Genomic DNA, 23,431 nt, shown 5'->3' with positions numbered 1-23,431 from the left:
CAGTCCCATCCGTGAGCAGGAGTTGACCCATGAATGCAGCGTTCGAGGTCCCCGACGCAGGGACCGACCTCAGGATCGAACGGCGAGTCCGAGAGTTCCTGACCGAGGTGAACAAGAACCCAGAACCGTTCTGGCTGCTGCCGGGCGACCAGGTACGGGCGACGCTCAGCGGTCTGCAGGGCACGGTCGAGGTGGACCTGAGCGGAGTCGACGTCGAAGAGCGGGACATCGAGGTCGAGGGGGTCCGGACCAAGATCTACATCCAGCGCCCGTCCGGAGTCGACGGGTCGCTACCGGTGGTGCTGTTCTTGCACGGCGGCGTCTGGATCGCCGGCAACTTCGACAACCACCAGCGGCTGACCCATGACCTCGTGCTCGCGACCGGGTACGCCGTGGTGTTCGTCGAGTACACACCGATCCCCGACGCGGTGTTCCCGGTCCAGCTGGAGCAGGCGTACGCCGCGTTGCAATGGGTTGCCCGCGAGGGTGCACAGGCCGGTCTGGACGCCAGCCGGCTGGCAGTGGCCGGCAACAGCGTCGGCGGGAACCTCAGCGCGGCTCTCACGCTGTACACCCGCGACCACGGCGGACCTGAGATCAAAGCGCAGTTGCTGATGTACCCGGCAACCGACGCGCAGCTGGACACGGACTCGTACCGCGAGTTCGCCGACGGCCGATTCCTGGCCCGCGAATTCATGAAGTTCGGCTGGGACGTCTACGCGCCCGACGAAGCAACCCGGCACAATCCGTACGCCGCGCCGCTGCAAGCCCGGGTGGAGCAGTTGCGCGGCCTGCCGCCGGCGATCATCCACACGTCGGGCAACGATGTACTGCGGGACGAAGGGCAGGCCTACGGCCACAAGCTGGACGAAGCCGGCGTGGACGTCATCTCCGTGCTCTATGTGGGCCAGATCCATGACATGGCCCTGCTGAACCCGATCCACGACCTCCCCTCGACCAGGGCCGAGTTCCGGCACGCGGCTGCCGATCTCAAGTACCTGCTCGCCTGATCGACCGGTGTGTGCTGGCATAGGACCGATGGGGACCTTGCCAGCAGAGTTGACGAGCTTCGTCGGGCGACGACAGGAGCTGGCCGACACCCGGGCTCTGCTGTCCACCGGCCGCCTGGTCACGTTGACCGGCGCCGGTGGAGTCGGCAAGACCAGGCTGGGGCTCCAGGTGGCGGCGCAGGTCCGCCGGACGTTTCCCGACGGCGTGTGGTTGGTGGAGCTGGCCGCAGTACAGGACGCGGCGTTGCTGGCGCGGACAGTGAGTCTCGCCTTCGGGCTGCGTGATGCCGACGACGATCCTGCCGCCAGGCTTGCTGGGTATCTGCGGGATCGATCGCTGCTGCTCGTCCTCGACAACTGCGAGCACCTTGCCCGAGCTTGTGCTGAGCTCGTGGGGTTACTGCTCGCCGCAGCCCCGGGCATCCGTGTGCTGGCGACCAGCCGCCATGTGCTGGGAGTTGACGGCGAGCACGTGTTCTCGGTGCCGCCACTGCTCGTCGGTGAAGTGAGCGGCCTTGCACCTGCTCTGGAACTTGACGTGGTGCGGCTGTTCGCAGAGCGAGCGGCTGCGGTGTCTCCCGGGTTCCGGGTCGATGAGCGGAACTGGCCCGGCGTGGTCGAAGTGTGCCGCCGGCTCGACGGGATTCCGCTGGCGGTTGAGCTCGCTGCAGCTTGGACGCGAGTGCTTGCTGTGAGTGACCTGTTGCAGCGGCTGGACTCATTCCGGTTGCTTGCCCGAGGCAACTCGACGGCTCCGACCCGACAGCAGACGTTGCTGGCGACGATGGACTGGAGCTACGACCTCTGCTCCGAACCGGAGCAACTGCTGTGGGCGCGGCTGTCGGTGTTCGTCGGCGGCTTCGACCTGGTGGCGGCCGAAGCGGTGTGCTCAGGGGAGAAGGTGGACTCGCTCGACGTACTGCCGCTCCTGGCGCGGTTGGTGGACATGTCGATCGTGCAGGCCGACCCAGAGGCGGGGCGGTTCCATCTGCTGGAGCCGATTCGCCAGTACGGGTCGGCAAAGCTGGATGGCCGAGAGATCGCAGTACGGCACCGGGATCACTACCTGCGGTTGGCTGGGCGATGGAGCCGCGACTGGCGACGCGGTGTCGCACAGATCGAGACGTACGAGCAGTCGCGGCCGGAGCACGCGAACCTGCGAGCCGCACTCGAGTTCTGCTTCAGCACCGCGGGGGAGGAAGCGACAGGGCTGCGGCTGGTCAATGCACTGCATTTCCTGTGGCTGTTCTGCGGTCATACGGCGGAGGGAAGAGTCTGGCTCGAACGCGCGCTGGAGCTGAACCCGGAGCAAAGCAGGGATCGTGGTGAGACGCTAGGCATCACGGCGTACGCGTTGAGTCTGCTCGGCCACGCACCGATGATCTATTCGTACGCCAGGGAAGCAGAGGCGGTAGCGCACGACTTTGGGGACGACGACCTCGCTGCCCATACGGTGTTCTTGCTGGGCTCCTATTACTTCCTGACTGGCGACATAGAGAAGTCGCTGCCGCTGTTCCGGGAAGCCCTCGCTGGGCTGCCGGGCGGAAGTTTCACATTGCAGGTCCACTCGGCCATTGCCCAGGCGGAGATCTGGCAGGGGCGCCCGCGCGACGGGCTGGCCACTGCTCGGCGTGGCCTGGAGTTGTGTGACGTCACCGGCGAGCAGTACGCACGAAGTGCTTTGCTTTTCGCCTCGGCCCTGAGTCGCTGGGTGCTCGGGGAGTACAGCCAGGCCAGCACCGATCTGACCGAGGGGATCCGGCTGGCCCAGACGTTCAACGACGTACTCGGCGCGGTGACCTGGCTGGAGCTGCTGTGCTGGACCACCGCCGCGATGGGCCAGTACGAGAGGACCGCCGGGTTGCTGGGAGTGGCGAGCAGACTGTGGCCGCTCGGTGGCGGGCAGCCCTTGCTGGGCTCGCTGATGATGATCGATGCCCACGAGACCTGCGAGCGGAACACGCTTAATGCCCTCGGTCCGGACCGCTACCGGACTGCGTTCGACCGTGGCGTTGCTGCAGCCGTCGAGTTCGGTCAGGCGATCTCCTATGCCGTGGGGCCGGTCACCACCGACGGGCCACCGGTCACGGCGGATCCGGGCCTTGGTTCCCTGAGTGAGCGCGAGTATCAGGTCGCCGAGCTGGTAGCCGAAGGGCTGACGAACAAGGAGATCGCCTTGCGCCTGGTGATCAGCCGGCGTACCGCTGAGTCACACGTCGTCCATATCCTCGACAAGCTCGGCTTCAGCTCGCGTAGCCAGATCGCCACCTGGATGACAGCCAGGCGCCACGGAGGGCCGGGCTGACGATTCACCAGATGTGCGGGGCGTCGAGGTCGCGGGGGTCGTTCGTGGGCTGGCAGCCGTGGGCGGTCTCTTCGTAGGTGCTGCTGAGTCCGGTGGTGGAGATGGTGCGGATCGCGTTGACCAGGCGGTCGACGTGCTCGCGGGTCGTCGCGAGACCGAGGCTCGCGCGCACCGCAGTACCGTGCTCGGCGGAGTCGGCAAGCAGGTGACCGACTAGCGGGTGTGCGCAGAACTTGCCGTCCCGTACGCCGATGCCGTACTCGGCTGCCAGAGCTGCGGAGACCAGGGTCGAGCTGATGCCGTCGACCGTGAAGCAGACCGTGCCTACGCGATCCGCTTCCGCACCGAAGATCGAGTACGTCGTGACGCCGGGCAGCTGGGCCAGACCGGTCCGGAGCCGCGCCAGCAGGCTCCGCTCGTGCTGCTCGATCGCCTCACGGTGCTTGGTGATTGCTGCACACGCTGCTGCCAAGGCGATGGCGCCGATGACGTTCGGGGAACCGCCTTCGTGCCTGGACGGTCCCTGGTTCCAGACGGTTTCGGTGCCGGCTACTGATGCCGTCGCGCCGCCGCCGTACAGGTAGGGGTCGGCCGCGTTGAGCCAGTCGGCGCGGCCGATCAGGGCGCCCGCGCCGTACGGGGCGTAGAGCTTGTGGCCGGACAGGGCGACCCAGTCGACGTTCAGCTCCTCAATGTCCACCACGCGGTGCGGGGCGAGCTGAGCCGCGTCGAGGCAGACCCGGGCGCCGTGCGCCTTGGCGACCTTGGTGATCTCGGCGATCGGGAAGATCTCGCCGGTGACGTTGGAGGCGCCGGTGACGACGACCAGCCGCGGTCCCTCGGGGGCGATGCGGAGTGCGTCGGCGACCGCGGTGACTGCCTGGTTCGCCGAGCTCGGTGCCGCGAGACGGACGGTGCGCTCGGCCGGCCAGGGGAGGAGGGCCGCGTGGTGCTCGGACTCGAAGACGATCACGGTCGCGTCGGCCGGGACGGCGCGGGCCAGCAGATTGAGGGCGTCAGTGGTCTGCCGGGTGAAGATGACCTGGTCGTCCTCGCGGGCGCCGACGAAGCCGTGCACCTCGGCGCGGGCCCGCTCGTACCACTGGGTAGTGATGCGGGAGGCGTACCCGTTGCCGCGGTGCACGGAGGCGTACGACGGCAGGGCCGCCTCGACCGCGGCGCGCACCGACTCCAGACACGGGGCGCTCGCGCCGTGGTCGAAGTTGGCGTAGTCCGTCACGCGACCGTCGGCCAGCGGGACCAGCAGGTCCGAGCCGACGGTGGCGGGGATGCTGCCGTTGCTGAGCCGGACGGTGGCCGGCCGCGCGGCGGTGCTGTTGGCCGGCTCGAGGATGGAGAGGATCGACATGTTCTGCTCCCGGGAAGTCCGCACTTGCCGATCGGGGTATCCGAACGGCCGGGTCCTCACCCGGGGCACCCCACCGCGGAGGAGGGTTGCCGGCCAGCGAGCCGGGGCTTGACGCTGACACTCATGACCTGCCGAAGACGGTAACCAACGCGATGACGAATGCGCCAGCAGCTATCTCACTGTGCGAGATTCAGTGACAAGGCGTGAGATATACCTCGGTGCCTCCGCCTGTGAGCCTCACCGGTGTCCGAGGTGGGGGTGCGGGTAGGAGAGGATCTGGGGATGACCTGGACCGCACCCGAAGTCACCCGCCCCGAAGGCTCACTGATCGCTCCCGAACGCGAGCTGCTGGCCGGCTATCTGGACTTCTACCGGACGACGTTGCTGCACAAGTGCGCCGGGCTCACCGCGGAGCAGCTGGCCGAGCGGCCTTCGCCGCCGTCGAACCTCTCGCTGCTGGGGCTGATCCGGCATCTCACCAAGGTCGAGCGGATCTGGTTCCGGATCCACTTCGCCGGTGACGCTCCTGCCGAGCCCGTCTTCGCGCCGGAGCTGGGCAAGGACGCGGACTTCGAGCTGATCGACGCGTCCCGGGCCCAGGCGGAGTACGAGGGCCTGATCGACGAATGGGCCCTCTCGGACAAGGCCGCCGCCGGGCGTTCTCTGGACGAGCAGTTCACTTTCAGTGCCAACGTGTCCTCGCTCCGGATGATCTACATCCACCTGATCGGCGAATACGCCCGGCACTGCGGCCACGCCGACCTGGTCCGCGAACAACTGGACGGCACCACCGGCGCCTGACCTGCCGGTCCCTGACCTGCCCGTCCCTGACCCGTGACGTGACGGATGGGGGAGTGTGATCGGCGTGTGACACGTGGGACTCGAGTGGTTGTCGGGGTAGCCTGCTAGATATGGCGACCCGCACGTCTTCCCCGGCGCGGGCGCGGAAGTCGGCAGCCAACAGCCCCGCAACGGGCCGGTCGGCAGCTGGTGGACGCTCCCGTCCGTCAGGCGCCCAGAAGCGTGGGCAGAGCGCGAAGAAGCGCAGTGGCAGCACCACTGCGCGTCCCAGCGCGTCCCAATCCACTGGCGCGGGTCCGTTCGCGGCCGCGATGATCTACCTCGGCCGCGGCTTCGTGAAGTGCTGGATCGGCATCGCGCATCTGATCGGCAGCATGGTCCGCGGTGTCGGCCACGGCGCGCGCGACCTCGACCCGGCACACCGTCGCGACGGTGCCGGCCTCACCCTGATCGGCCTGTCCGTCGTCGTGGCCGCCGCGATTTGGTGGCAGCTGCCCGGCGCGGTCGGCAACGCCGCACGGACCGTGGTCGGCGGCAGCGTCGGCATGCTCGGCTGGGCCGTTCCCCTGATGCTCCTGTTCATCGCCCTCCGCACCCTGCGTCACCCGGACCGCAACGGCCCGGCCGGACGCCAGGTGATCGGCTGGACGGCGATCTCGCTCGGCGTGCTCGGCCTGGTGCACATCGCCAACGGCATCCCGCGCCCGGGCAACCCCGATTCCGGCAGCCTGAAGGAGGCCGGCGGAGCGATCGGGTACGTCGTGTCGTCGCTCTTGTCCGACCTACTCACGCAGTACGTCGCAGCCCCTCTCCTGGTGCTGCTCTCGATCTTCGGCGCGCTGGTAGTCACCGGTACGCCGATCTACGCGATCCCGCTGCGTGTCCGGGCCGCGTTCGACGTACTGCTCGGTCGTACTGAGCTCCCCGCCGACGCTCCCTCCGTCACCGCAGCAGCGGATGACACCGTGCGGCTCAGTCGCAAGGAGCGCCGGGCGAACGCTGCACTGGACGACGACGGTGAACCGACCGTCAAGCCTTATGACTCGCCGGTGCTCGAGGGCCGCGAGATCTCCAAGCGGAGTCGCAAGAAGGCCGCCGAGGAGGAGCCGTACGACGTCGACGGCAATGCCGGAGTCGAGGCACCACCGGCGTACGGGGCTGTTGCTGCCGCGATGAAGCCTGCCGCTGCCGCCCAGTCCGAGTCGGCTCCCGAGCCGCCGCCGCACACGCCGCTGCCACAGCGCGTCGAGCAGTTGAGCCTGTCCGGCGACATCACTTACACGCTTCCTGACGGCCAGATCCTGAAGCCTGGTTCGGTGCACAAGGCGCGGACCAAGGCCTCCGACGCCGTCGTGGACCGGCTGACCGAGGTGTTCGACCAGTTCGGCATCGACGCCCAGGTGACCGGCTACACCCGTGGCCCGACGGTCACCCGGTACGAGGTCGAACTCGGCTCCGCGGTCAAGGTCGAGAAGGTCACCGCGCTCAGCAAGAACATCGCGTACGCCGTGGCCAGCGCCGATGTGCGGATCCTCTCGCCGATCCCGGGCAAGTCCGCGATCGGTATCGAGATCCCGAACACCGACAAGGAGATCGTCAGCCTCGGCGACGTGATCCGGTCCGCCACCGCGCGCAACGACCACCACCCGATGATCGCCGGGCTCGGCAAGGACGTCGAGGGCGGCTTCGTGGTCGCCAACATGGCGAAGATGCCGCACCTGCTGGTGGCCGGCGCCACCGGTTCGGGTAAGTCGTCGTTCGTGAACTCGCTGATCACCTCGGTGCTGATGCGCTCCACGCCGGACGAGGTCCGGATGGTGCTGGTCGACCCCAAGCGGGTCGAGCTGAACAACTACGAGGGCATCCCGCACCTGATCACGCCGATCATCACCAGCGCCAAGAAGGCGGCCGAGGCGCTGCAGTGGGTCGTCCGCGAGATGGACATGCGGTACGACGACCTGGCGGCCTTCGGATTCCGCCATGTCGACGACTTCAACAAGGCGGTCCGCAGCGGCAAGGTGAAGCCGCCGCCGGGCAGCGAGCGCGTGCTCACGCCGTACCCGTATCTCCTGGTGATCGTCGACGAGCTCGCCGACCTGATGATGGTCGCCCCGCGCGACGTCGAGGACTCGATCGTCCGGATCACCCAGCTCGCCCGGGCCGCCGGTATCCACCTGGTGCTGGCCACCCAGCGGCCTTCGGTTGACGTCGTGACCGGTCTGATCAAGGCGAACGTGCCGTCCCGGCTCGCCTTCGCGACCTCGTCGCTGGCCGACAGCCGGGTCATCCTGGACCAGCCGGGAGCGGAGAAGCTGGTCGGTCAGGGTGACGGGCTGTTCCTGCCGATGGGCGCCAGCAAGCCGATGCGGATCCAGGGTTCCTGGGTCACCGAGAACGAGATCCGGGCGGTCGTCGAGCACTGCAAGGAGCAGTTGCAGCCGACGTACCGCGAAGACGTCGCCGCCGTCGCCGGTCCTTCCAAGGACCTGGACGACGAGATCGGCGACGACATGGACCTGGTGGTCCAGGCGGCCGAACTGATCGTTTCCACGCAGTTCGGCTCGACGTCGATGCTGCAGCGTAAGCTCCGGGTCGGTTTCGCCAAGGCGGGCCGGCTGATGGACATCCTGGAGAGCCGGGGTGTGGTCGGGCCGAGCGAGGGTTCGAAGGCGCGCGACGTCCTGGTGAAACCGGACGACCTGGAGGACTTCATCGCCACCCTGCGAGGAGAGTGACCCGTGACCGCCTCTTCCACGATGCCCCATGCGGCGGCCGTCCAGGCTCAGCCCGGTGATCTGGACGCAGTGACCCAGGAGTTCACGATCCGTGCGTCGCAGAAGGTGCACGGCGGACTGGCGGCCGGCGCGGCGCTGGTCGCGATCGGCTTCGCCGCCTCTGCCTCGACCAGTGCCACCGGCGTACTGCGCTGGCTTGCGGCCGCCGCCTTCGCCGCGCTGGCCGTGATCTGCGCCCGGGCGATGACGGTCGGGGACATGCTCGTCGCCGACCGGGTCGGCATCCGGCTGCGGATCCGCGACGAGTGGATCGGCACCCGCTGGGAAGAGATCGAAGAAGTGACCGTACTGCGGCGCCGGCACCCGCTCGACGACGGCCGGATCGCGGTGCACCTGCTCGACCCCGGACCGGTGCTCGGCGCGATGTCGTCGGCAACTCGCAAGGTGACCGATGCCAACCGTCGACTGACCGGGACGTCGCTCGCGGTACCGTTCGGGTTGACGGCGCGGCCGTCGAACGGGGAAGTGGTGCAGGCGCTGCACATGCTCGCGGACGCAAGGTGTCCGGTCAGGGAACAACTCTGATCAGGCGAGAACTCTGAGCCTTGCGTGACCCCGTCGGCCCGCGACCGTTGACTAGTGAAGTCGACGGGACCGAAGGATCTGCGCACGGTGGAGAGGCGGTGAGCACGTGAGTATCGGTAGCGAGCTCACGGCGGCCCGCGAACGGGCCGGCATGACGATCGAGCAGTTGAGCGCCGCGACCAGGATCAGAAGCGGCCTCCTCACGGCCATGGAGGCCGACGACTTCTCCCGTTGTGGCGGGAACTTCTATGCCCGCGGCCACATCCGGTCGATCGCGCGCGTGGTCAAGGCCGATCCGGACGCGCTGCTGGCGAAGTACGACGAGACGCACCCGGCGGTCGACACCGGCCGCCGCGAGGAGCGACTGAACCAGAAGAGCCCCGCGTTGCACCCGGCCAGGCCACGCTGGACGCTCGTCGTCGGCGCAATCCTGGTCTGCCTGATGGGCTGGGGGATGATCCGGCTCTTCACGCTGCCGAGCGACATCGAGGCCAACGCCTCCAAGTCCACGCCGACCGTCGCCGTGACGCCGTCGATCAAGCCGACCGTTGCCAAGACGACCACGAAACCACCGGTGAAACCCGTCAAACCGGCTGCCACGAAGCTCAAGGTGACGCTGACCGGCAGCAAGGACGGCGCCTACGTCACCCTCCGGGACTACCACGGCCTCAAACTCTTCCAGGGCCTCCTAGGCCCCGGCTCGTCCCAGACGGTCATCTACCCAGGCTCAATCCGCGTCACCCTCGGCTCCCTCACCAACATCACCCTCAAAATCAACGACAAACCAGCCACCCTGAAATTCAAGCGCTTCCTGATAACCCCCACCGGCACAATCCAAAAATCCAAGTAACCTCCCCGCCCAACGTTGAGGACACCTGTGCTCCGGGTAGGTGTGGCTTTCTTCGCTGCGGGGTGGGAAGCGGGTGGGCGGGGACCAGCCGGACGGGGGTGTTGGGTGGTGGCTGGTTTCTGTGGGGTGCGGGGAGCAGTCATACTCGGGGGTGATGACTAAGACTCCTACCACCGTCGCCCTGGTCACGCTGGGCTGTGCTCGCAACGACGTCGACTCCGAGGAGTTGGCCGGCCGGCTCGAAGCCGGCGGATTCCGCCTCGTCGACGATGCCGCCGAGGCGGACACCGTGGTGGTGAACACCTGCGGCTTCGTCGAGGCCGCCAAGAAGGACTCCGTCGACACGCTGCTGGCCGCGTCCGACTACAAAGACTCCGGCCGCACCCAGGCGGTCGTCGCCGTCGGTTGCCTCGCCGAGCGGTACGGCGAACAGCTGGCCGAGGCGCTCCCCGAGACCGACGCAGTGCTCGGCTTCGACGACTATGCCGACATCTCCGAGCGCCTCCGCTCCATCCTTGCCGGCAACAAGCACCAGTCGCACGTCCCCCGCGACCGCCGCAAGCTCCTGCCGCTCGCCCCTGCCGACCGCGCTAACGCCACCGGTGTAGCCCTCCCCGGCCACGGCGACACCCCCCGCCCCCTGACCCCGGTAAACGAGGAGTTCGGCGTACTCGACGGTCAAGCCCTCACAGACGCCGAACTAGAAGCAGCCGGCGTGACTCGCGCTGAGCTGACCGGCATCGCGACCGACGGCGAGCTCGATGGGACTGCCGGAGAGCGTGAGTTGAAGGGACGGACTGTCAAGGCGTCGGAGCGGGAGCTGACTATTGATGCTCCGGATCTGGAGTCTGCGCCGGCGAGTGGGCCGCGGGTGATGCGGCGGCGGCTCGACGGTGGGCCGATGGCGCCGCTGAAGCTTGCCTCTGGTTGTGACCGGCGGTGCGCGTTCTGTGCGATTCCTGCCTTCCGTGGTGCGTTCGTGTCCCGCCGCCCGACCGAGGTCCTCGGTGAGGCGCACTGGCTGGCCGAGAACGGTGTCCGCGAGGTCTTCCTGGTGTCGGAGAACTCCACCTCCTACGGCAAGGACCTCGGCGACATCCGGCTCCTGGAGACGCTGGTCGGCGAGATCGCGGCCGTTCCCGGCCTGACCCGGGTCCGCGTCTCGTACCTGCAACCCGCCGAGATGCGCCCGACCCTGATCAAGGCGATGGCCTCGACCCCCGGCGTCGTCCCGTACTTCGACCTCTCCTTCCAGCACGCCTCCGGCCCGCTGCTGCGCCGGATGCGCCGGTTCGGCGACGCCGAGCGCTTCCTCGACCTGATCGAAATGGTCCGCGCGCAGGCGCCGACCGCCGGCATCCGGAGCAATGTGATCGTCGGGTTCCCGGGGGAGACCGAGGACGACGTGGAGATTCTCTGCGACTTCCTGTCCCGCGCCGGCCTCGACGCGATCGGGGTATTCGGCTACTCGGACGAGGACGGCACCGAGGCGGAGGGCTACGACGGCAAGCTGGACGAGGACACCATCGCCGCCCGGCTCGACCGGGTCACCCGGCTCGCCGAGGACGTCACGTCCGCCCGCGCGGAGGCCCGGATCGGTGAGACGGTCGAGATCCTGGTCGAGTCGCTCGACGGCGACACCGCCGAGGGACGCGCGGCTCATCAGGGTCCCGAGGTCGACGGTTCGACCACGCTGACCGGCTTCCCGGACGACCTGGCCGTGGGAGACCTGGTGACCGCCGAGGTGGTCGGCAGCGACGGAGTCGACCTGATCGCGGAGTACGCCGCGCACGTGATCACCCGGGAAGGCGTCCCGGCCGCTAACCTGACCGCGTGACGATCCCGCCGACGAACCCGGTGCCGCGCGCGGCGGCCGGCCCGCTCAGCGCGCCCAGTGCCTGGAACGTGGCCAACGCGCTGACCGTGCTGCGGCTCGTCCTGGTGCCGTTGTTCGTCTGGCTGCTGCTCCGCGACGGTGGTGGCGGCGACGGCAACCGGCTGCTGGCGACGGCCGCGTTCGTGGTGGCCATCGTCACCGACCGGTTCGACGGCGACATCGCCCGGCGCTGGAACATGGTGACCAACTTCGGCAAGATCGCCGACCCGATCGCCGACAAGGCCCTGACCGGCGCCGCGTTCATCGGGCTGTCCATCCTCGGCGACCTGCCGTGGTGGGTGACGATCGTGGTGATGGTCCGCGAGTGGGGTGTCACCGCGCTCCGGTTCTGGGTGATCCGGCACGGCGTCATGCCGGCCAGCCGCGGCGGCAAGCTGAAGACCGTCCTGCAGGCCTTCGCACTGGGCCTCTACCTCCTTCCTTGGCATTCGGTGGCCGTCGTGCACTGGTCCGCCGTCGTCTTCATGGCTGCGGCGGTGATCGTCACTCTCGTCACCGGCCTGGACTACGTCGGCCGGGCCGTTCGCCTTCGAGCCGCGGCCAAGCGCCCGCTGCCATGACCCAGGACGCGACACAGGCAGCGCTGCAGAAGTTGATCGAACTGGTCCGGGACCGCGGAGCCACGCTGGCCACCGCGGAGTCCCTGACCGGCGGCCTGGTCGGTGCGGCGCTGACCGACGTCCCCGGGATCTCGGCGATCTACCGCGGAGGCGTGATCGTCTATGCGACCGATCTGAAGGCGACTCTGGCCGGCGTTCCGGCGGACCTGTTGGCCGACGTCGGGCCGGTGCATCCGGACACTGCAGCTGCCCTCGCCTCAGGTGTGCGGGAGCGGCTGGGGGCCACCTACGGGCTGGCGACCACCGGTGTGGCCGGACCCGACCCCCAGGCCGGGATCGAGGCGGGCACGGTCTACGTGGGAGCCGCCGGGCCGGCCGGCGTACGGGTCCGGAAGCTGTCCCTGACCGGTGACCGGGAGGCCGTCCGAAGGGGCAGTGTCCAAGGTGTCTTCGAGCTGGCGGTCGAAATGGTCGCGGAAGAACCAGGCTGATCGGAGTGTTGAGACCAGCATGGGAACAGGTAGGGCAGACTGGCACGGCGCACCGAAGCTGGACATTGCGAGGAGTAGTGACCCGGCAACGGGTACCGTTGGTCCTCACGGCCGAGCTACCGTGCGAGTAGATTCGGTCCGACAGGCGGAAGGGAGAAACCTCATGGTGCTGGTTCGTGGCCTGCTGGGCGACGTCCTGCGGCGTAAGCGGCTGCGCCAGGGGCGCACACTGCGCGAGGTGTCTGCCGATGCCCGGGTGAGTCTCGGCTACCTGTCCGAGGTCGAACGCGGTCAGAAGGAAGCCTCCAGCGAGTTGCTCGCCGCGATCTGCACGGCGCTCGATGTGCCGCTGTCGACGATCTTCGCCGAGGTGAGCGAGGACCTGGCCCGCGAAGAGGCTCTGGTGCTGGCGCACCCGAGCATCGAGCCCGCGGTCGTCGCCTCGGCGGCCTGACCGCCCTGCTGCATTCCGGCCGGACGCCGTTGCGCGCGTCTGGCTATTGTTCGTCTGCCCGCGGTCTTCGGGTGCCATCAAGGGACTCATCGGGCGTCCCCGTCATGGCCCGGTAGATCCAGCAGTTCGGCGAGTGACCGTCGGGGAGTGGGCCACACCAGCTGAAGGGCTGGAATGGGCGGCCCGCCTGGTCGGCGGAACAGATCGTTGGCCACATACAAGTGCGTCGACGAGTCCGGCAGCCGGAGCAGTTGCGGACGTCCGGCGTACAGGTCGTTGACGTCGGCACCCTCGTCGAAACGGCGGCCTGCCAGCACGGCCAGCGCCAGCGGCTCGAGCGCCCGGTACGCCGGATACGGCGGGCAGTCGAAGATGATCAGCTCCGGATGCTCATGCAGGCTCAGGCCGAGTGTGTAGGCGAAGGACGGATTGCGCTCGCCGTCGGCTTCGACGTGGTTCACCATCCACCCGTGGGTAGTGAGGTGCTGCCCGATCTGCCGGACGTACTCATCGTCGGTCATTCCTTCGCACTTGAAGCACATGGGCTTCTCCTCTCCGATTCGAACAGATGTTCGATGCATCAGAGAAGGTATCCGCGTTTCGCGCAGTGCGGAGGGTTGTCCACAGGGGTTTCGGCCGCGGGTCACGTTGCGCGCGTACGGGGCCATCGGCAATCTCGACTTCCTTCGCTGGTTCCCCAGGCTGATGAGGTTCGCTGTCGACGCCCGCGGGCTCGATGATCTGGACGGCCTTCGTCATCTGCCGGACAACCTCGAATCCCTCCGCCTCGGTGCTACGAAGAAGCGACTGTCTGTCCGAGCCTTATCTCGTTTCAGCGAGATGCGCTCGCTCTCCCTGGAAGGTCATACGAAGGACCTCGACGTGGTGGGAGGGCTGACTTCGCTCGTTGATCTCACGCTGAGATCCATCACCGTCCCGAGCCTCGAGTTCCTGGAACCGTTGGACGAACTCCGGGCTCTCGATCTGAAACTCGGTGGCACCACAGACCTCCGCGCGCTGCGGCATGTCGGGCGCCTGCAGTACTTGGAGCTCTGGCAGATCCGCGGCCTCGCGGACATCTCAGTCGTCAGCGAGCTGACGCACCTGGAGTACTTGCACCTCCAGTCGTTGCGGAGAGTCGAGCAACTGCCGGATCTCTCGGCTGCGCGCGATCTCAGAGTTCTGTGGATCGAGACGATGAGGGGCTTGACCGATCTCTCGCTGCTCTCGAGCGCTCCAGCGGTCGAACACGTTGCGCTGATCGACATGGGCCATCTCAGTCCTGAGGCCGTGGCGCCTCTGCTGGACTGCCCGGCGCTGAAGTCAGCCCGCGTCGGCCTCGGCAGTCACCGGAAGAACAACCAGGTGAAAGAAGTCCTGGGGCCTCTCGTTGCTCGCGACGACGACCGGCAGGTCTGGGCCTCCTCGCGCTCATACCGGTTTGCCTAGTCGCGCGGGCCAGGAAACTCTTCGGACAGAATGTCGAAGGGCTGTTCGGCGGCTCCGACGTCGCAGGTACACAGCACGAGACCAGGAGGATGTCGTGAAGTACCTGATTCTGATCCACTCCAACCCTCAGCCGTGGGGGCACCCGACCTTCGACTTCACCGAGGAGGGCCGGGCGACTCCTGTCGCCGAACGGGAGCGGATGAACAAGGAGTTCGAGGAGATGCTGACTGAGCTCTCCGAGGCCGGCGAATTGATCTCGGGGCAGGCACTTGGACCGGCGGCCGACGCGAAGATCTACCGGCTGAAGGGCGGCCGCCGCATCGCCACCGACGGTCCGTACGCCGAAGCGAAGGAGCACCTGGCCGGGTTCTTCCTGCTCGACGTCGCGTCCCAGGAGCGCGCCGAAGCCATCGCGGAGCGCTTCACCAGTCCCGGCGACACTATCGAGCTCCGCCCGCTCATGTAGCCCGTCGGGTGCTCGACCTCGGCGACGAAGCCGAGCACCCGACAGCTCAGGGCATCTAAGGCTTCAGAGGGCCGGCTGACAGTAGGGGCACCAGTAGGTGACGCGCTCGCGCGGTGGTTCGCCGATCGGGGCTGTCAGGATCGTCGTGGTGCAGCGTCGGCAGGGTTTGCCGGCTCGCTCGAACACCCAGCTGCGCTGACCGGGACGGTTCACGCCGGTACTGACCTGTGTGCCGTTGCGCAGATTCGCCTTCATCAGCCGACGGCTGAGGTCGACGGCCGCACCGAGGTCGACAGACGAAACCGGCCGCCACGGGTGCAGACCGAGCAGGAAGCAGACCTCGACGCGGTAGAAGTTGCCGATCCCGGCCAGGTTGCGCTGATCGAGCAGCGCCTCGCTGATGGTGCGGGTCGGCTCGGCGGCAAGATTCGCCAGCGCGAGGGATCGGTCGAAGTCAGGGGAGAGGAGATCAGGCCCGAGGTGCCCGACCACCTCGTCCTCGGCATCGGTCGCCACCAGGTCGAGCACCGGCAGGCGATACCCGACAGCGGACCAGTTCGCAGTCTCCAGCACAGCGCGGACCTGATGGTCAGGCCCGCCCTTCCACCGCTCACCAGGCCGGTACAGATGCCAGCTGCCGTCCATCCGGAAGTGGCTGTGGATCGTCAGCCCACCGGACAGCCGGGTCAACAGATGCTTGCCGCGCGCAACGACCTCGAGCACTGTCCGGCCGCTGAGGTCGGTCGTCGCCAGGGTCGGCACCCGGAAGTCCGTCCGGATCAGCTCGCTGCCTGCCAGCGCCTGATCCAGCCGCTTCGCCGCCCGCCAAACGGTATCGCCCTCAGGCACCGCTCACATCCTCAGCCACAGCGCACATCCTCATGCCTTCAGCCCCTGCCTCACGCCCGCAGTCGGAGGCCTCTGGGCGTCGCATGGAAGCCGGCCTTCGCCAGCGCATCCCCGAACGCCGTATGCCGGACCTGCTCCCCATCGGCCGTCTCCACGCTGAGCTTCCCCAGATGCCCGTCCCGAATCGCCAATGCCAACGCATCGACCGCGGGCTGCAGCAGCTCAGGATCCTCAGTGAAACTCAGCACCGTCCGCCCACCACGCTCCACATAAACGATCAGCCGCCCGTCGACAAGCATCACCAACGCTCCGGCCTTCCGCCCCGGCCGATGCCCGTCCCGCTCCGGCCACGGCAACGCGGCCCCATACGGATTCGCCGGATCGGAAGCAGCCAGTACTACGGCTCGCGCAGCCGGCTCCTCCTTCCCCGCCCGTCCAGCAGCCCTGGGACTGGGAGAGCCGGCAGTCCCCGGCAACTCCGCCATCGCCCGCAATCGGTCCACCGCACCAGGCAGCGCGAACTGCGCAGCCCCGAGCCCGGCAACGAAGTACCCACGTCGGCAACGCCCCGACTCCTCGAAGGCACTCAGCACCTTGTAAACGGCGGCGAACCCACCCGGCGTACGTTCCGTGATCACCGAGCCCCGCGTGACGATCCCGTACCGATCGAGGAGCGTTTCCGCCGCGGCATGTGCTCGACGGGTGGCATCCGCGTTGCGTTCGGGAAGCAGCGACCACCGTCCACCCGCATTCGGTGGGCCGCCTCGCGACGGCATCGCCGGTCGGCCCGGCCGGAGTGGGCGACCCGGTCGCGCGCGCGGCGTCGTACGGCGGGTTCGGTGGCTGCCGCGGCCTGCGCCGACCAGTGCGCGGACAGGTGCCAGCGTGTCGTTCGTGAGCTGGCCGGCCCAGACCAGATCCCACAGCACTCCGACGAGCGTCTCGTCATCGACCACACCGGCCGTGGATCCGACGACGTCACTGAGTTGCCGGAAGAAGAACGCGCCGCCACCGGCCAGTGCGTCGAGCACCGCCTGGTGGGTCTCGCCGAGTTCAAAGGTCGGGTCCGGATCGGGCAGTGTGAGGTCGCAATTGTCCGCCAGATGCAACGAGACCCAGCCGTCCGTACCAGGCAGCGAACCCGACCCGGCCCACACCACCTCACCGGTCGCGGTCAGCTCGTCCAGCATCGACGGCTGATACCCGGGCACGCGTGACGGCAACACGATCGACTCGAGCGCCGACGCCGGCACGGCACAGCCAGCGAGCTGCTCCACCGCGGCCAGCAGTACGTCGTACCCTCGTCCTCGGCTGCTCGTGATGCCCTGCCACGCAGGCAGGAACCGAGCCAGTACGGCCGGATCGACCGGCTCGACCTCTTTGCGCAGTGCGGCCAGCGACCGGCGTCGCAACAGCCGCAGCACCTCGGCGTCGCACCACTCCATGGCGATGCCGCCGGGAAGGAACTCGCCCTCGACCACCCGCCCGGCAGCGCTCAGCCGACGGAGGGTGTCCGTGACGACAGCGACACCGGTCCCCAGATGGGTTGCCAGATCGACAGCCCGGAAAGGCCCATGTGTGCGGGCATAGCGCGAGACCAGGTCACCCAGCGGATCCGCCACGGGCTCTGCGTGTGCCTCGGCGACGCCCGGCGGAAGCGGTACGCCGAGGGCGTCGCGGAGGCGGGCGACATCCTCGACCACGGCCCAGCGATGCTCACCGGCCATCCGGACCCGGACGACCCGGCGCGCGGCGGCCAGTTCGGTCAACCAGGTCTCCGCGTCGGATCCTTCGACACAGCGCTGCGAGGCCTCGGAGACGGACAGCGGCCCGACCATCCGTAGTACGTCGAACAAACCCTCGGCGTCGCGGGCCCGACGGTCCTCGGCCAGTCGTTGCAGCTCGGCCTCGGTCCGCAGCACGACCTCGGCGTCGAGCAGCTCGCGCAACTCGGTCCGGCCGAGCAGCTCCGCGAGCAAACCTTGGTCCAAGGACAGCGCTGCGGCTCGCTTCTCGGCCAGTGGCGTGTCGCCCTCGTACATGAAGGCGCCCACATAGCCGAACAGCAGCGACTTCGCGAACGGTGACGCTTCGGTCGTCTCCACCTCGACCACCGAGATACGCCGCTCGCCGATCCCGGTCAGCAGGTCCTTCAGAGCATCCAGGTCGTAGACGTCCTGCAGCACCTCGCGCAGCGTCTCCAGGACGATCGGGAACGAACCGTATTTGCTTGCCACACTCAACAACTGCGCCGACCGCTGCCGCTGCTGCCACAACGGCGACCGCTTGCCCGGATTGCGCCGGGGCAGCAACAGAGCGCGGGCCGCACACTCACGGAAGCGAGCCGCGAACAGCGCAGATCCGCCGACCTCGGCCGTGATGATGTCCTCGATCTCCGCCGGGTCGAACAGCACCAGCTCCGCACCCGGCGGCGCCTCGTCCGTCTCGGGCAGCCGCAGCACGATGCCGTCGTCACCGGAGACGGACTGCGCGTCCATCCCGTATCGCTCGCGCAGCCGGGCCGCGATCGCCAGCGCCCACGGGCCGTGGACCTGACCCCCGTACGGCGAATGGATGCAGACCCGCCAGTCGCCCAGCTCGTCGCGGAACCGCTCGACCAGGATGGTGATGTCGTCCGGCACACGACTCGTCGCCTGCTTCTGCTCGGCCAGATAAGCCACCAGGTTGTTGGCCGCGAACTCGTCCAGCCCCGCGTCACGGGCGCGCTTGACCGCCTTCGTCGCCGGGAGGGCGGCCATCGTCCGCACGAAGGCGCCGGTGGCGGCTCCGAGCTCGGCCGGCCGACCGACGGCATCGCCCTTCCAGAACGGGAGCCGGCCGGGCTGACCGGGTGCGGGGGAGACCAGCACCCGGTCGTGGGTGATGTCCTCGATCCGCCAACTGGAGGCGCCGAGCGTGAACACGTCGCCGACGCGCGATTCGTAGACCATCTCCTCGTCGAGCTCGCCGACCCGATGGTTGGTCGATTCGCCGACCAGGAAGACGCCGAACAACCCGCGGTCCGGGATCGTGCCGCCACTGGTGACTGCGAGCCGCTGCGCCCCCGGACGGCCGGAGATCTCCCCGCTGACCCGGTCGAAGACGATCCGCGGTCGCAGCTCGGCGAACTCGTCGGAGGGGTAGCGGCCGGACAGCATGTCGAGCACCCCGTCGTACGCCGAACGAGGCAGGGTCGCGAACGCAGCGCACCGGCGTACCAGGTTGAAGAGGTCCTCGACGTCGATGGTGTCGAGGGCAACGATCGAGACGATCTGCTGGGCGAGCACGTCGAGCGGGTTGGCCGGGATGTGCAGGCTCTCGATCATCCCGTCGCGCATCCGCTGGACCACGACGGCCGTGTCGATCAGGTCACCGCGGAACTTCGGGAAGAGCACTCCGCGGGACACGGCACCGACCTGGTGCCCGGCACGGCCGACACGCTGCAGACCACTCGCGACCGACGGCGGCGCCTCGACCTGGATCACCAGATCGACCGCACCCATGTCGATGCCGAGCTCCAGACTGCTCGTCGCGACGACACAGGGGAGTCGGCCGGACTTCAGATCAGCTTCGATCAGGGCTCGCTGCTCCTTGCTCACCGAACCGTGGTGAGCTTTGGCGATCAGCGGCGGCGCAGCCAGCGAGGCACCCGACTGCGCCATCAGTTGCGCCGGTGATCCAGCGTCGGGTAGCTCGAGCTCGGCTCGCTCGGCGGCGATCTCGTTCAGCCTGGCGGTCAGTCGCTCGGCGAGGCGCCGTGAGTTCGAGAAGACGATGGTGGAGCGGTGCGCCGAGATCAGGTCGAACACGTGCTCCTCGACATGCGGCCAGATCGACGCGTGCTGTGGCGGACCGGCTGCGGAACCCGACGTCTCGATCTCGGTGTTGGCCAGCTCGGCCATGTCCTCGACCGGTACGACGACGCTCAGATCCCATTGCTTCGTGAACTTGGGCTGCACTACGGTCACCGGCCGCTCGCCACCCAGGAAGCGGGCGACCTCCTCGACCGGCCGAACCGTCGCGGACAACCCGATCCGCTGCGCCGGCTTCGGCAGCAGTGCATCGAGACGTTCCAGGGTGAGGGCCAGATGCGCGCCACGTTTGGTGCCGGCGACGGCGTGCACCTCGTCGACGATCACCGTCTCCACGCCGCGCAGCGACTCGCGTGCCTGCGAGGTGAGCAGAAGGAACAGGGATTCGGGCGTGGTGATCAGGATGTCGGAGGGCTTGGTGGCGAACTTGCGCCGCTCGTTCGCCGGGGTGTCGCCGGAGCGGACCGCGACCTCGACCTCGCGTGGTGTGTCGCCCAGCCTCCGTGCGGTCTCGCGGATGCCGATCAGCGGGGCGCGAAGGTTGCGCTCGACGTCGACCGCGAGGGCCTTCAACGGAGAGACATAGAGCACCCGGCAGCGCAGCTTCGGGTCGTCCGGTGGCGGCACGGTGGCCAGCCGGTCGAGGGCCCAGAGGAAGGCGGCCAGCGTCTTCCCGGAGCCGGTCGGGGCGACGACCAGCGCGTCCCGGCCCGCGGTGATGGCGTCCCACGCCTCGAGCTGGGCCGGGGTGGCCGCCTCGAAGACGTCGCCGAACCACGCCCGGGTCGCGGGCGAGAAGCGGCTGAACGCGCCTGATCTCTGCATGCCTCCATCTTGCCGGGTGCCGCCGACAGTCTTCTGCGAGCGGCACCGGCGGCCGAAGTGTCCCCCTCTTCTGGAATGATCGGGCGCATGAAGAACCGCGTGCGCGCTGCGCTCATCGGCATCGCCTGCCTGGTCGCGCTGACCGGCTGCGTGAAGGTCGACGCCGACCTCAAGGTGAATTCGAACGAGACCGTCTCCGGGACGATGAAGCTGGGGGTCGACAAGCAGGTGCTCGAGTCCAGCGGCCAGTCGCTGGACAAGGTCCGCGAACAGGTGGAGCAGGGGGTCAAGCAGACCACCACCGACGGCGTCACCTGCAAGCCGTTCGATGACGACAAGTACATCGGGTCCAACTGCAAGTTCGACAACGTGCCGTTCAGCAAGATGGGTTCGTCGACGGAGGACGGCGTCGGGTTCCGCAAGGAAGGCGACAAGATCCACGTCACCGTCAAGGGGATGGACCTGGGCAAGGCGGCCGATACCGGTGGCACGCCGGTGATCAACTTCAAGATCACCATGCCGGGCAAGATCACCGCGCACGACAGTGGCGCCAAGGTCGACGGCCGCACCGCGACGTACGACAGTCTGGACAAGCTCGGCAACGTCGACCTGGTGTCCGAGGCGGGCAGCAGTTTCCCGGCGTGGGCGCTCATCCTGATCATCGTGCTGGTGCTGTTGGTGATCGGCGCCGTGGTTTTCTTCGTACTACGGAGTCGCAAGACGGCCGCGCAGCAGCAGTACCCGGGTCAATACGGCCAGTACCCCGGCCAGCCGCAGCCTGGTGGCCAGTGGGGACCCCAGTACGGCGGGCAGCCGGGCCAGGGTGGGCCGTATGGTCAGCCGGGTCCGGGCGGGCCGCAGTACGGGCCTCCGCAGCAGTATGGCCAGCCGGGACCTGCGCCGCAGTACCCGGGACAGCCCCAGCCTGGGCAGTACCCGGGCCCGCAGCAGCCTGGACAGCAGCAGCCGGGGCAGTGGGGGCCGCCACCGCAGCAGGGCCCGGCTCCGCAGGGTCCGCCGCAGCAGGGCCAGCCGGGGCAGGGCGGCTGGGGACAGCCTGGGCCGCAGGGACAGCCTCCGCAGCAAGGTGGTTGGGGTCAGCCGCCGCAGCAGGGCGGACAGCAGGGCGGCTGGAACCGTCCGGACAATGACGGGCAGGCATGAGACTGACTGAATTCTGGGACCGGATGGATCGCCATCTCGGTCCCGCCTACTCACGCACCTGGGCGGAGACCCAGGTGGTGAGTGGCCTTGGTGGCCGGACGGTCACCGAGGCGTTGGCCCAGGGTGAGCACGCCAAGACTGTTTGGCGTGCTGTCTGGGCGCATCTCCAGCTACCGCCCAGCGAGCGCTGAAAGCTCAGGCAGACCAGCCGGTTCTCGCTGCCCACTCCTCGGCTGGTAGGTAGACGAGATCGCAGACCGGGTCCTTGAGATCGGCATAGTCGCCGACAGAGTCGAACGGCAGAGCTGCCGCCCGGCGCTTGAACTCGCCGTACGCCGCAGCAGTGTCCGGGTGGGCGCGTAGATAGTCACGGAAGAGCAGGGCATACCGCTGGTTGGCGCGGCCGTCTACCCGGATGTGCAGGTTTACGCGACGTCTGTACATGGGCTCGACGACTAGCCTTTTCACCCACTGGAGTTCGTCCTCGGGTAGGCCTGGCACGGGATGGTCACGGCGTGGTGGGCGCAGTTCCCAGTCGGCAGCCACAAGTAGCTGGGCTGCTTCGTCCAGTTCGGGTTCGGTGGCGACTGTCGCCTGGATGTCGAGGATGTCCTTGGCAGGAAGGCGCGGTACCGATGTCGAGCCGATGTGGTCGACGCGGACCGCAGTACTGCCGAGGATCCGGTGGATGACCTCGGCGGTCTTCGCGTACTGCGCCGGCCAGGTCTCGTCCGGACGAACGATCGCGATCGCGCTCATGGCGCAGATCATTCCAGTCCGGGGCAGTTCGCGGACAGGGGTTTGCTCAGGAGGGGGTTTGCTCAGAGCGGCTTGACCCGGAAGGACCCGGTGTGGAGCAGCTCTGCCGCGGCGTACGCGGCCTTGCGGATGCCCTTGCGCTCGTCGAAGAAGCCGCCGACGACACCGACGGCCGGAAGCTTGCCGATGATCCTGGCGCCGATGCTGCCGCGCGGGCGATCCTCGAACACTTCACCGAGTCCGCCGAGCAGCTTGCTGATCCGCCAGACCAAGCGGACTCCCTTGCGCAGCCCTGCTTCCTCGGACTCGTCACCGAAGCCAAGTTGCTTGGCCACGTCCTGACCAGCCGCAGTCGGCTCGTCGTACTCGAGTACTGCGTCCGGCGTGATCGGGCGAGCAGTGAGCACCCTGGCGATCACCGCGGTGCGATCGGCGTGCGCCTCGACGCCGTACTCACGACAGACGGCCCCGATCACCATCGCCTGTACTGCGGCGCCCAGGGTGTCCTTGATCGGCAGGGTGTCGGCGGCCGCGCCGCTGAGCCGGGGGAGTCCGGCGACGACCGCGGCGAAACCGCCGAGCCGCTCGACCCACCATTCGCAGCGCTTGGCCAGTGGCAGCGCCGGCCACTCGGCGTGCCCGGGCACCTTCATCAGCAGGAGCCGGTCGATCGCGAGGATCAGGCCCTTCTCGGCCAGGTTGGGCTGCTCCTGCGCGGAGTACTCGGCGAGAGTGCTGCGGATGCCGAACGGGTCCTGGGTGCGGAGCGCGTCCAGCACCGAGTCGATGCCGAACTCGACCCGGCTGAGAGCCAGGACAACGGCGGAATCAGGGACATCCGGGCGCTCGGTCACGGTCGCCAGGGTAGACACTCTGCGGGCCAGAGCAGATGTTGGGGCAACTTCGGCGTGTCACTTGCGGTTCGAACACGTGTTCGGGTTAGTTTGTCCCGTACGAAGTTCGCTGGTGTGGGTCGAGTTGTCCACAGATTTCGGGTTGCACCGAAAACTGTCCTACCGAACCCATACCGTCTCTGGCGACAAAGAAATC

20 protein-coding genes and 1 riboswitch are annotated in these 23,431 nt (G+C 68.1%); of the genes, 14 read left to right on the top strand and 6 right to left on the bottom strand.

Annotated features, from left to right (window positions below; genetic code table 11):
- Positions 1-29 precede the first annotated feature (29 nt).
- On the top strand, positions 30-1,010 hold the full coding sequence (locus tag ABZ004_RS27845) for an alpha/beta hydrolase (RefSeq protein ID WP_355684018.1): 981 nt from the start codon (positions 30-32) through the stop codon (positions 1,008-1,010).
- Positions 1,011-1,038: 28 nt separating this feature from the next.
- On the top strand, positions 1,039-3,315 hold the full coding sequence (locus tag ABZ004_RS27840; protein ID WP_355684017.1) for a LuxR C-terminal-related transcriptional regulator: 2,277 nt from the start codon (positions 1,039-1,041) through the stop codon (positions 3,313-3,315).
- A gap of 4 nt (positions 3,316-3,319) precedes the next feature.
- On the opposite strand, the gene ABZ004_RS27835 is transcribed toward ABZ004_RS27840, so the two are convergent.
- A complete protein-coding gene (locus ABZ004_RS27835; RefSeq protein WP_355684016.1) occupies positions 3,320-4,684 on the bottom strand; it encodes an aminotransferase class V-fold PLP-dependent enzyme in 1,365 nt (454 codons plus the stop codon).
- A 15-nt stretch (positions 4,685-4,699) separates the two neighbouring features.
- Positions 4,700-4,813: riboswitch (SAM riboswitch) on the bottom strand.
- Between the two features lie 153 nt (positions 4,814-4,966).
- Here ABZ004_RS27835 and ABZ004_RS27830 point away from each other — a divergent pair.
- The 8 genes from ABZ004_RS27830 (at position 4,967) to ABZ004_RS27795 (ending at position 13,057) form a co-directional block, all read left to right on the top strand.
- On the top strand, positions 4,967-5,485 hold the full coding sequence (locus ABZ004_RS27830) for a DinB family protein (RefSeq protein ID WP_355684015.1): 519 nt from the start codon (positions 4,967-4,969) through the stop codon (positions 5,483-5,485).
- A gap of 110 nt (positions 5,486-5,595) precedes the next feature.
- Entirely contained in the window at positions 5,596-8,220 is a 2,625-nt protein-coding gene (locus tag ABZ004_RS27825; protein ID WP_355684014.1) for a DNA translocase FtsK 4TM domain-containing protein, read from the top strand.
- 3 nt (positions 8,221-8,223) lie between these two features.
- Positions 8,224-8,805, top strand: coding sequence for a hypothetical protein (locus tag ABZ004_RS27820; protein WP_355684013.1), 582 nt, complete (start codon positions 8,224-8,226; stop codon positions 8,803-8,805).
- A gap of 106 nt (positions 8,806-8,911) precedes the next feature.
- The gene (locus ABZ004_RS27815; RefSeq protein WP_355684012.1) at positions 8,912-9,655 is read left to right on the top strand and encodes a RodZ domain-containing protein; all 744 of its coding nucleotides are present in this window, start codon (positions 8,912-8,914) and stop codon (positions 9,653-9,655) included.
- 154 nt (positions 9,656-9,809) lie between these two features.
- Positions 9,810-11,492, top strand: a complete 1,683-nt coding sequence (gene rimO, locus ABZ004_RS27810; protein ID WP_355684011.1) for a 30S ribosomal protein S12 methylthiotransferase RimO — start codon at positions 9,810-9,812, stop codon at positions 11,490-11,492.
- Positions 11,489-12,112 (top strand): CDP-diacylglycerol--glycerol-3-phosphate 3-phosphatidyltransferase, encoded by a 624-nt coding sequence (gene pgsA, locus ABZ004_RS27805; protein ID WP_355684010.1) that lies wholly within the window; start codon positions 11,489-11,491, stop codon positions 12,110-12,112. Before rimO ends, pgsA begins: the two co-directional genes overlap by 4 nt.
- Positions 12,109-12,603 carry a CinA family protein gene (locus ABZ004_RS27800; protein WP_355684009.1) on the top strand — a complete coding sequence of 165 codons (495 nt, stop codon included), beginning with the start codon at positions 12,109-12,111 and terminating at the stop codon, positions 12,601-12,603. The genes pgsA and ABZ004_RS27800 overlap by 4 nt, the downstream gene beginning before the upstream one ends.
- 163 nt (positions 12,604-12,766) lie before the next feature.
- Positions 12,767-13,057: a helix-turn-helix transcriptional regulator gene (locus ABZ004_RS27795; protein ID WP_185444637.1), complete on the top strand. Its 291-nt coding sequence runs from the start codon at positions 12,767-12,769 to the stop codon at positions 13,055-13,057.
- 86 nt (positions 13,058-13,143) lie between these two features.
- On the opposite strand, the gene ABZ004_RS27790 is transcribed toward ABZ004_RS27795, so the two are convergent.
- A complete protein-coding gene (locus ABZ004_RS27790; protein WP_355684008.1) occupies positions 13,144-13,578 on the bottom strand; it encodes a DUF4262 domain-containing protein in 435 nt (144 codons plus the stop codon).
- Between the two features lie 10 nt (positions 13,579-13,588).
- Here ABZ004_RS27790 and ABZ004_RS27785 point away from each other — a divergent pair, with 10 nt between their 5' ends.
- Both ABZ004_RS27785 and ABZ004_RS27780 read left to right on the top strand, forming a co-directional pair.
- Entirely contained in the window at positions 13,589-14,506 is a 918-nt protein-coding gene (locus tag ABZ004_RS27785; protein ID WP_355684007.1) for a hypothetical protein, read from the top strand.
- 94 nt (positions 14,507-14,600) lie between these two features.
- Complete coding sequence (locus ABZ004_RS27780) at positions 14,601-14,972, top strand: YciI family protein (RefSeq protein ID WP_355684006.1); 372 nt, start codon at positions 14,601-14,603, stop codon at positions 14,970-14,972.
- Positions 14,973-15,035: 63 nt separating this feature from the next.
- On the opposite strand, the gene ABZ004_RS27775 is transcribed toward ABZ004_RS27780, so the two are convergent.
- Positions 15,036-15,821, bottom strand: coding sequence for a DNA-formamidopyrimidine glycosylase family protein (locus tag ABZ004_RS27775; RefSeq protein WP_355684005.1), 786 nt, complete (start codon positions 15,819-15,821; stop codon positions 15,036-15,038).
- 50 nt (positions 15,822-15,871) lie between these two features.
- Entirely contained in the window at positions 15,872-20,458 is a 4,587-nt protein-coding gene (locus ABZ004_RS27770) for an ATP-dependent helicase (RefSeq protein ID WP_355684004.1), read from the bottom strand.
- Positions 20,459-20,545: 87 nt separating this feature from the next.
- On the opposite strand from ABZ004_RS27770, the gene ABZ004_RS27765 reads away from it, so the two are divergent.
- On the top strand, positions 20,546-21,622 hold the full coding sequence (locus ABZ004_RS27765) for a hypothetical protein (protein WP_355684003.1): 1,077 nt from the start codon (positions 20,546-20,548) through the stop codon (positions 21,620-21,622).
- Positions 21,619-21,813 carry a DUF3046 domain-containing protein gene (locus tag ABZ004_RS27760; RefSeq protein ID WP_112240694.1) on the top strand — a complete coding sequence of 65 codons (195 nt, stop codon included), beginning with the start codon at positions 21,619-21,621 and terminating at the stop codon, positions 21,811-21,813. The genes ABZ004_RS27765 and ABZ004_RS27760 overlap by 4 nt, the downstream gene beginning before the upstream one ends.
- A 4-nt stretch (positions 21,814-21,817) precedes the next feature.
- Here ABZ004_RS27760 and ABZ004_RS27755 read toward each other — a convergent pair whose 3' ends face one another.
- Positions 21,818-22,381 (bottom strand): GrpB family protein, encoded by a 564-nt coding sequence (locus ABZ004_RS27755; protein WP_355684002.1) that lies wholly within the window; start codon positions 22,379-22,381, stop codon positions 21,818-21,820.
- Positions 22,382-22,443: 62 nt separating this feature from the next.
- Positions 22,444-23,235, bottom strand: a complete 792-nt coding sequence (locus ABZ004_RS27750; RefSeq protein ID WP_355684001.1) for a hypothetical protein — start codon at positions 23,233-23,235, stop codon at positions 22,444-22,446.
- Positions 23,236-23,431 lie beyond the last annotated feature (196 nt).

The sequence above is a fragment of the Kribbella sp. NPDC006257 genome, assembly GCF_040613535.1.
Lineage (GTDB): Bacteria > Actinomycetota > Actinomycetes > Propionibacteriales > Kribbellaceae > Kribbella.
This window is presented reverse-complemented; position numbering and strand designations above follow the sequence as displayed.

What these genes read in the sequence shown, in the direction of transcription:
- ABZ004_RS27845 (WP_355684018.1), top strand. Translation starts at nt 30, where the DNA reads ATGAATGCAGCGTTCGAGGTCCCCGACGCAGGGACCGACCTCAGGATC.
- ABZ004_RS27840 (WP_355684017.1), top strand. Translation starts at nt 1,039, where the DNA reads ATGGGGACCTTGCCAGCAGAGTTGACGAGCTTCGTCGGGCGACGACAG.
- ABZ004_RS27835 (WP_355684016.1), bottom strand. Translation starts at nt 4,684, where the DNA reads ATGTCGATCCTCTCCATCCTCGAGCCGGCCAACAGCACCGCCGCGCGG.
- ABZ004_RS27830 (WP_355684015.1), top strand. Translation starts at nt 4,967, where the DNA reads ATGACCTGGACCGCACCCGAAGTCACCCGCCCCGAAGGCTCACTGATC.
- ABZ004_RS27825 (WP_355684014.1), top strand. Translation starts at nt 5,596, where the DNA reads ATGGCGACCCGCACGTCTTCCCCGGCGCGGGCGCGGAAGTCGGCAGCC.
- rimO (WP_355684011.1), top strand. Translation starts at nt 9,810, where the DNA reads ATGACTAAGACTCCTACCACCGTCGCCCTGGTCACGCTGGGCTGTGCT.
- ABZ004_RS27800 (WP_355684009.1), top strand. Translation starts at nt 12,109, where the DNA reads ATGACCCAGGACGCGACACAGGCAGCGCTGCAGAAGTTGATCGAACTG.
- ABZ004_RS27795 (WP_185444637.1), top strand. Translation starts at nt 12,767, where the DNA reads ATGGTGCTGGTTCGTGGCCTGCTGGGCGACGTCCTGCGGCGTAAGCGG.
- ABZ004_RS27790 (WP_355684008.1), bottom strand. Translation starts at nt 13,578, where the DNA reads ATGACCGACGATGAGTACGTCCGGCAGATCGGGCAGCACCTCACTACC.
- ABZ004_RS27770 (WP_355684004.1), bottom strand. Translation starts at nt 20,458, where the DNA reads ATGCAGAGATCAGGCGCGTTCAGCCGCTTCTCGCCCGCGACCCGGGCG.
- ABZ004_RS27765 (WP_355684003.1), top strand. Translation starts at nt 20,546, where the DNA reads ATGAAGAACCGCGTGCGCGCTGCGCTCATCGGCATCGCCTGCCTGGTC.
- ABZ004_RS27760 (WP_112240694.1), top strand. Translation starts at nt 21,619, where the DNA reads ATGAGACTGACTGAATTCTGGGACCGGATGGATCGCCATCTCGGTCCC.
- ABZ004_RS27755 (WP_355684002.1), bottom strand. Translation starts at nt 22,381, where the DNA reads ATGAGCGCGATCGCGATCGTTCGTCCGGACGAGACCTGGCCGGCGCAG.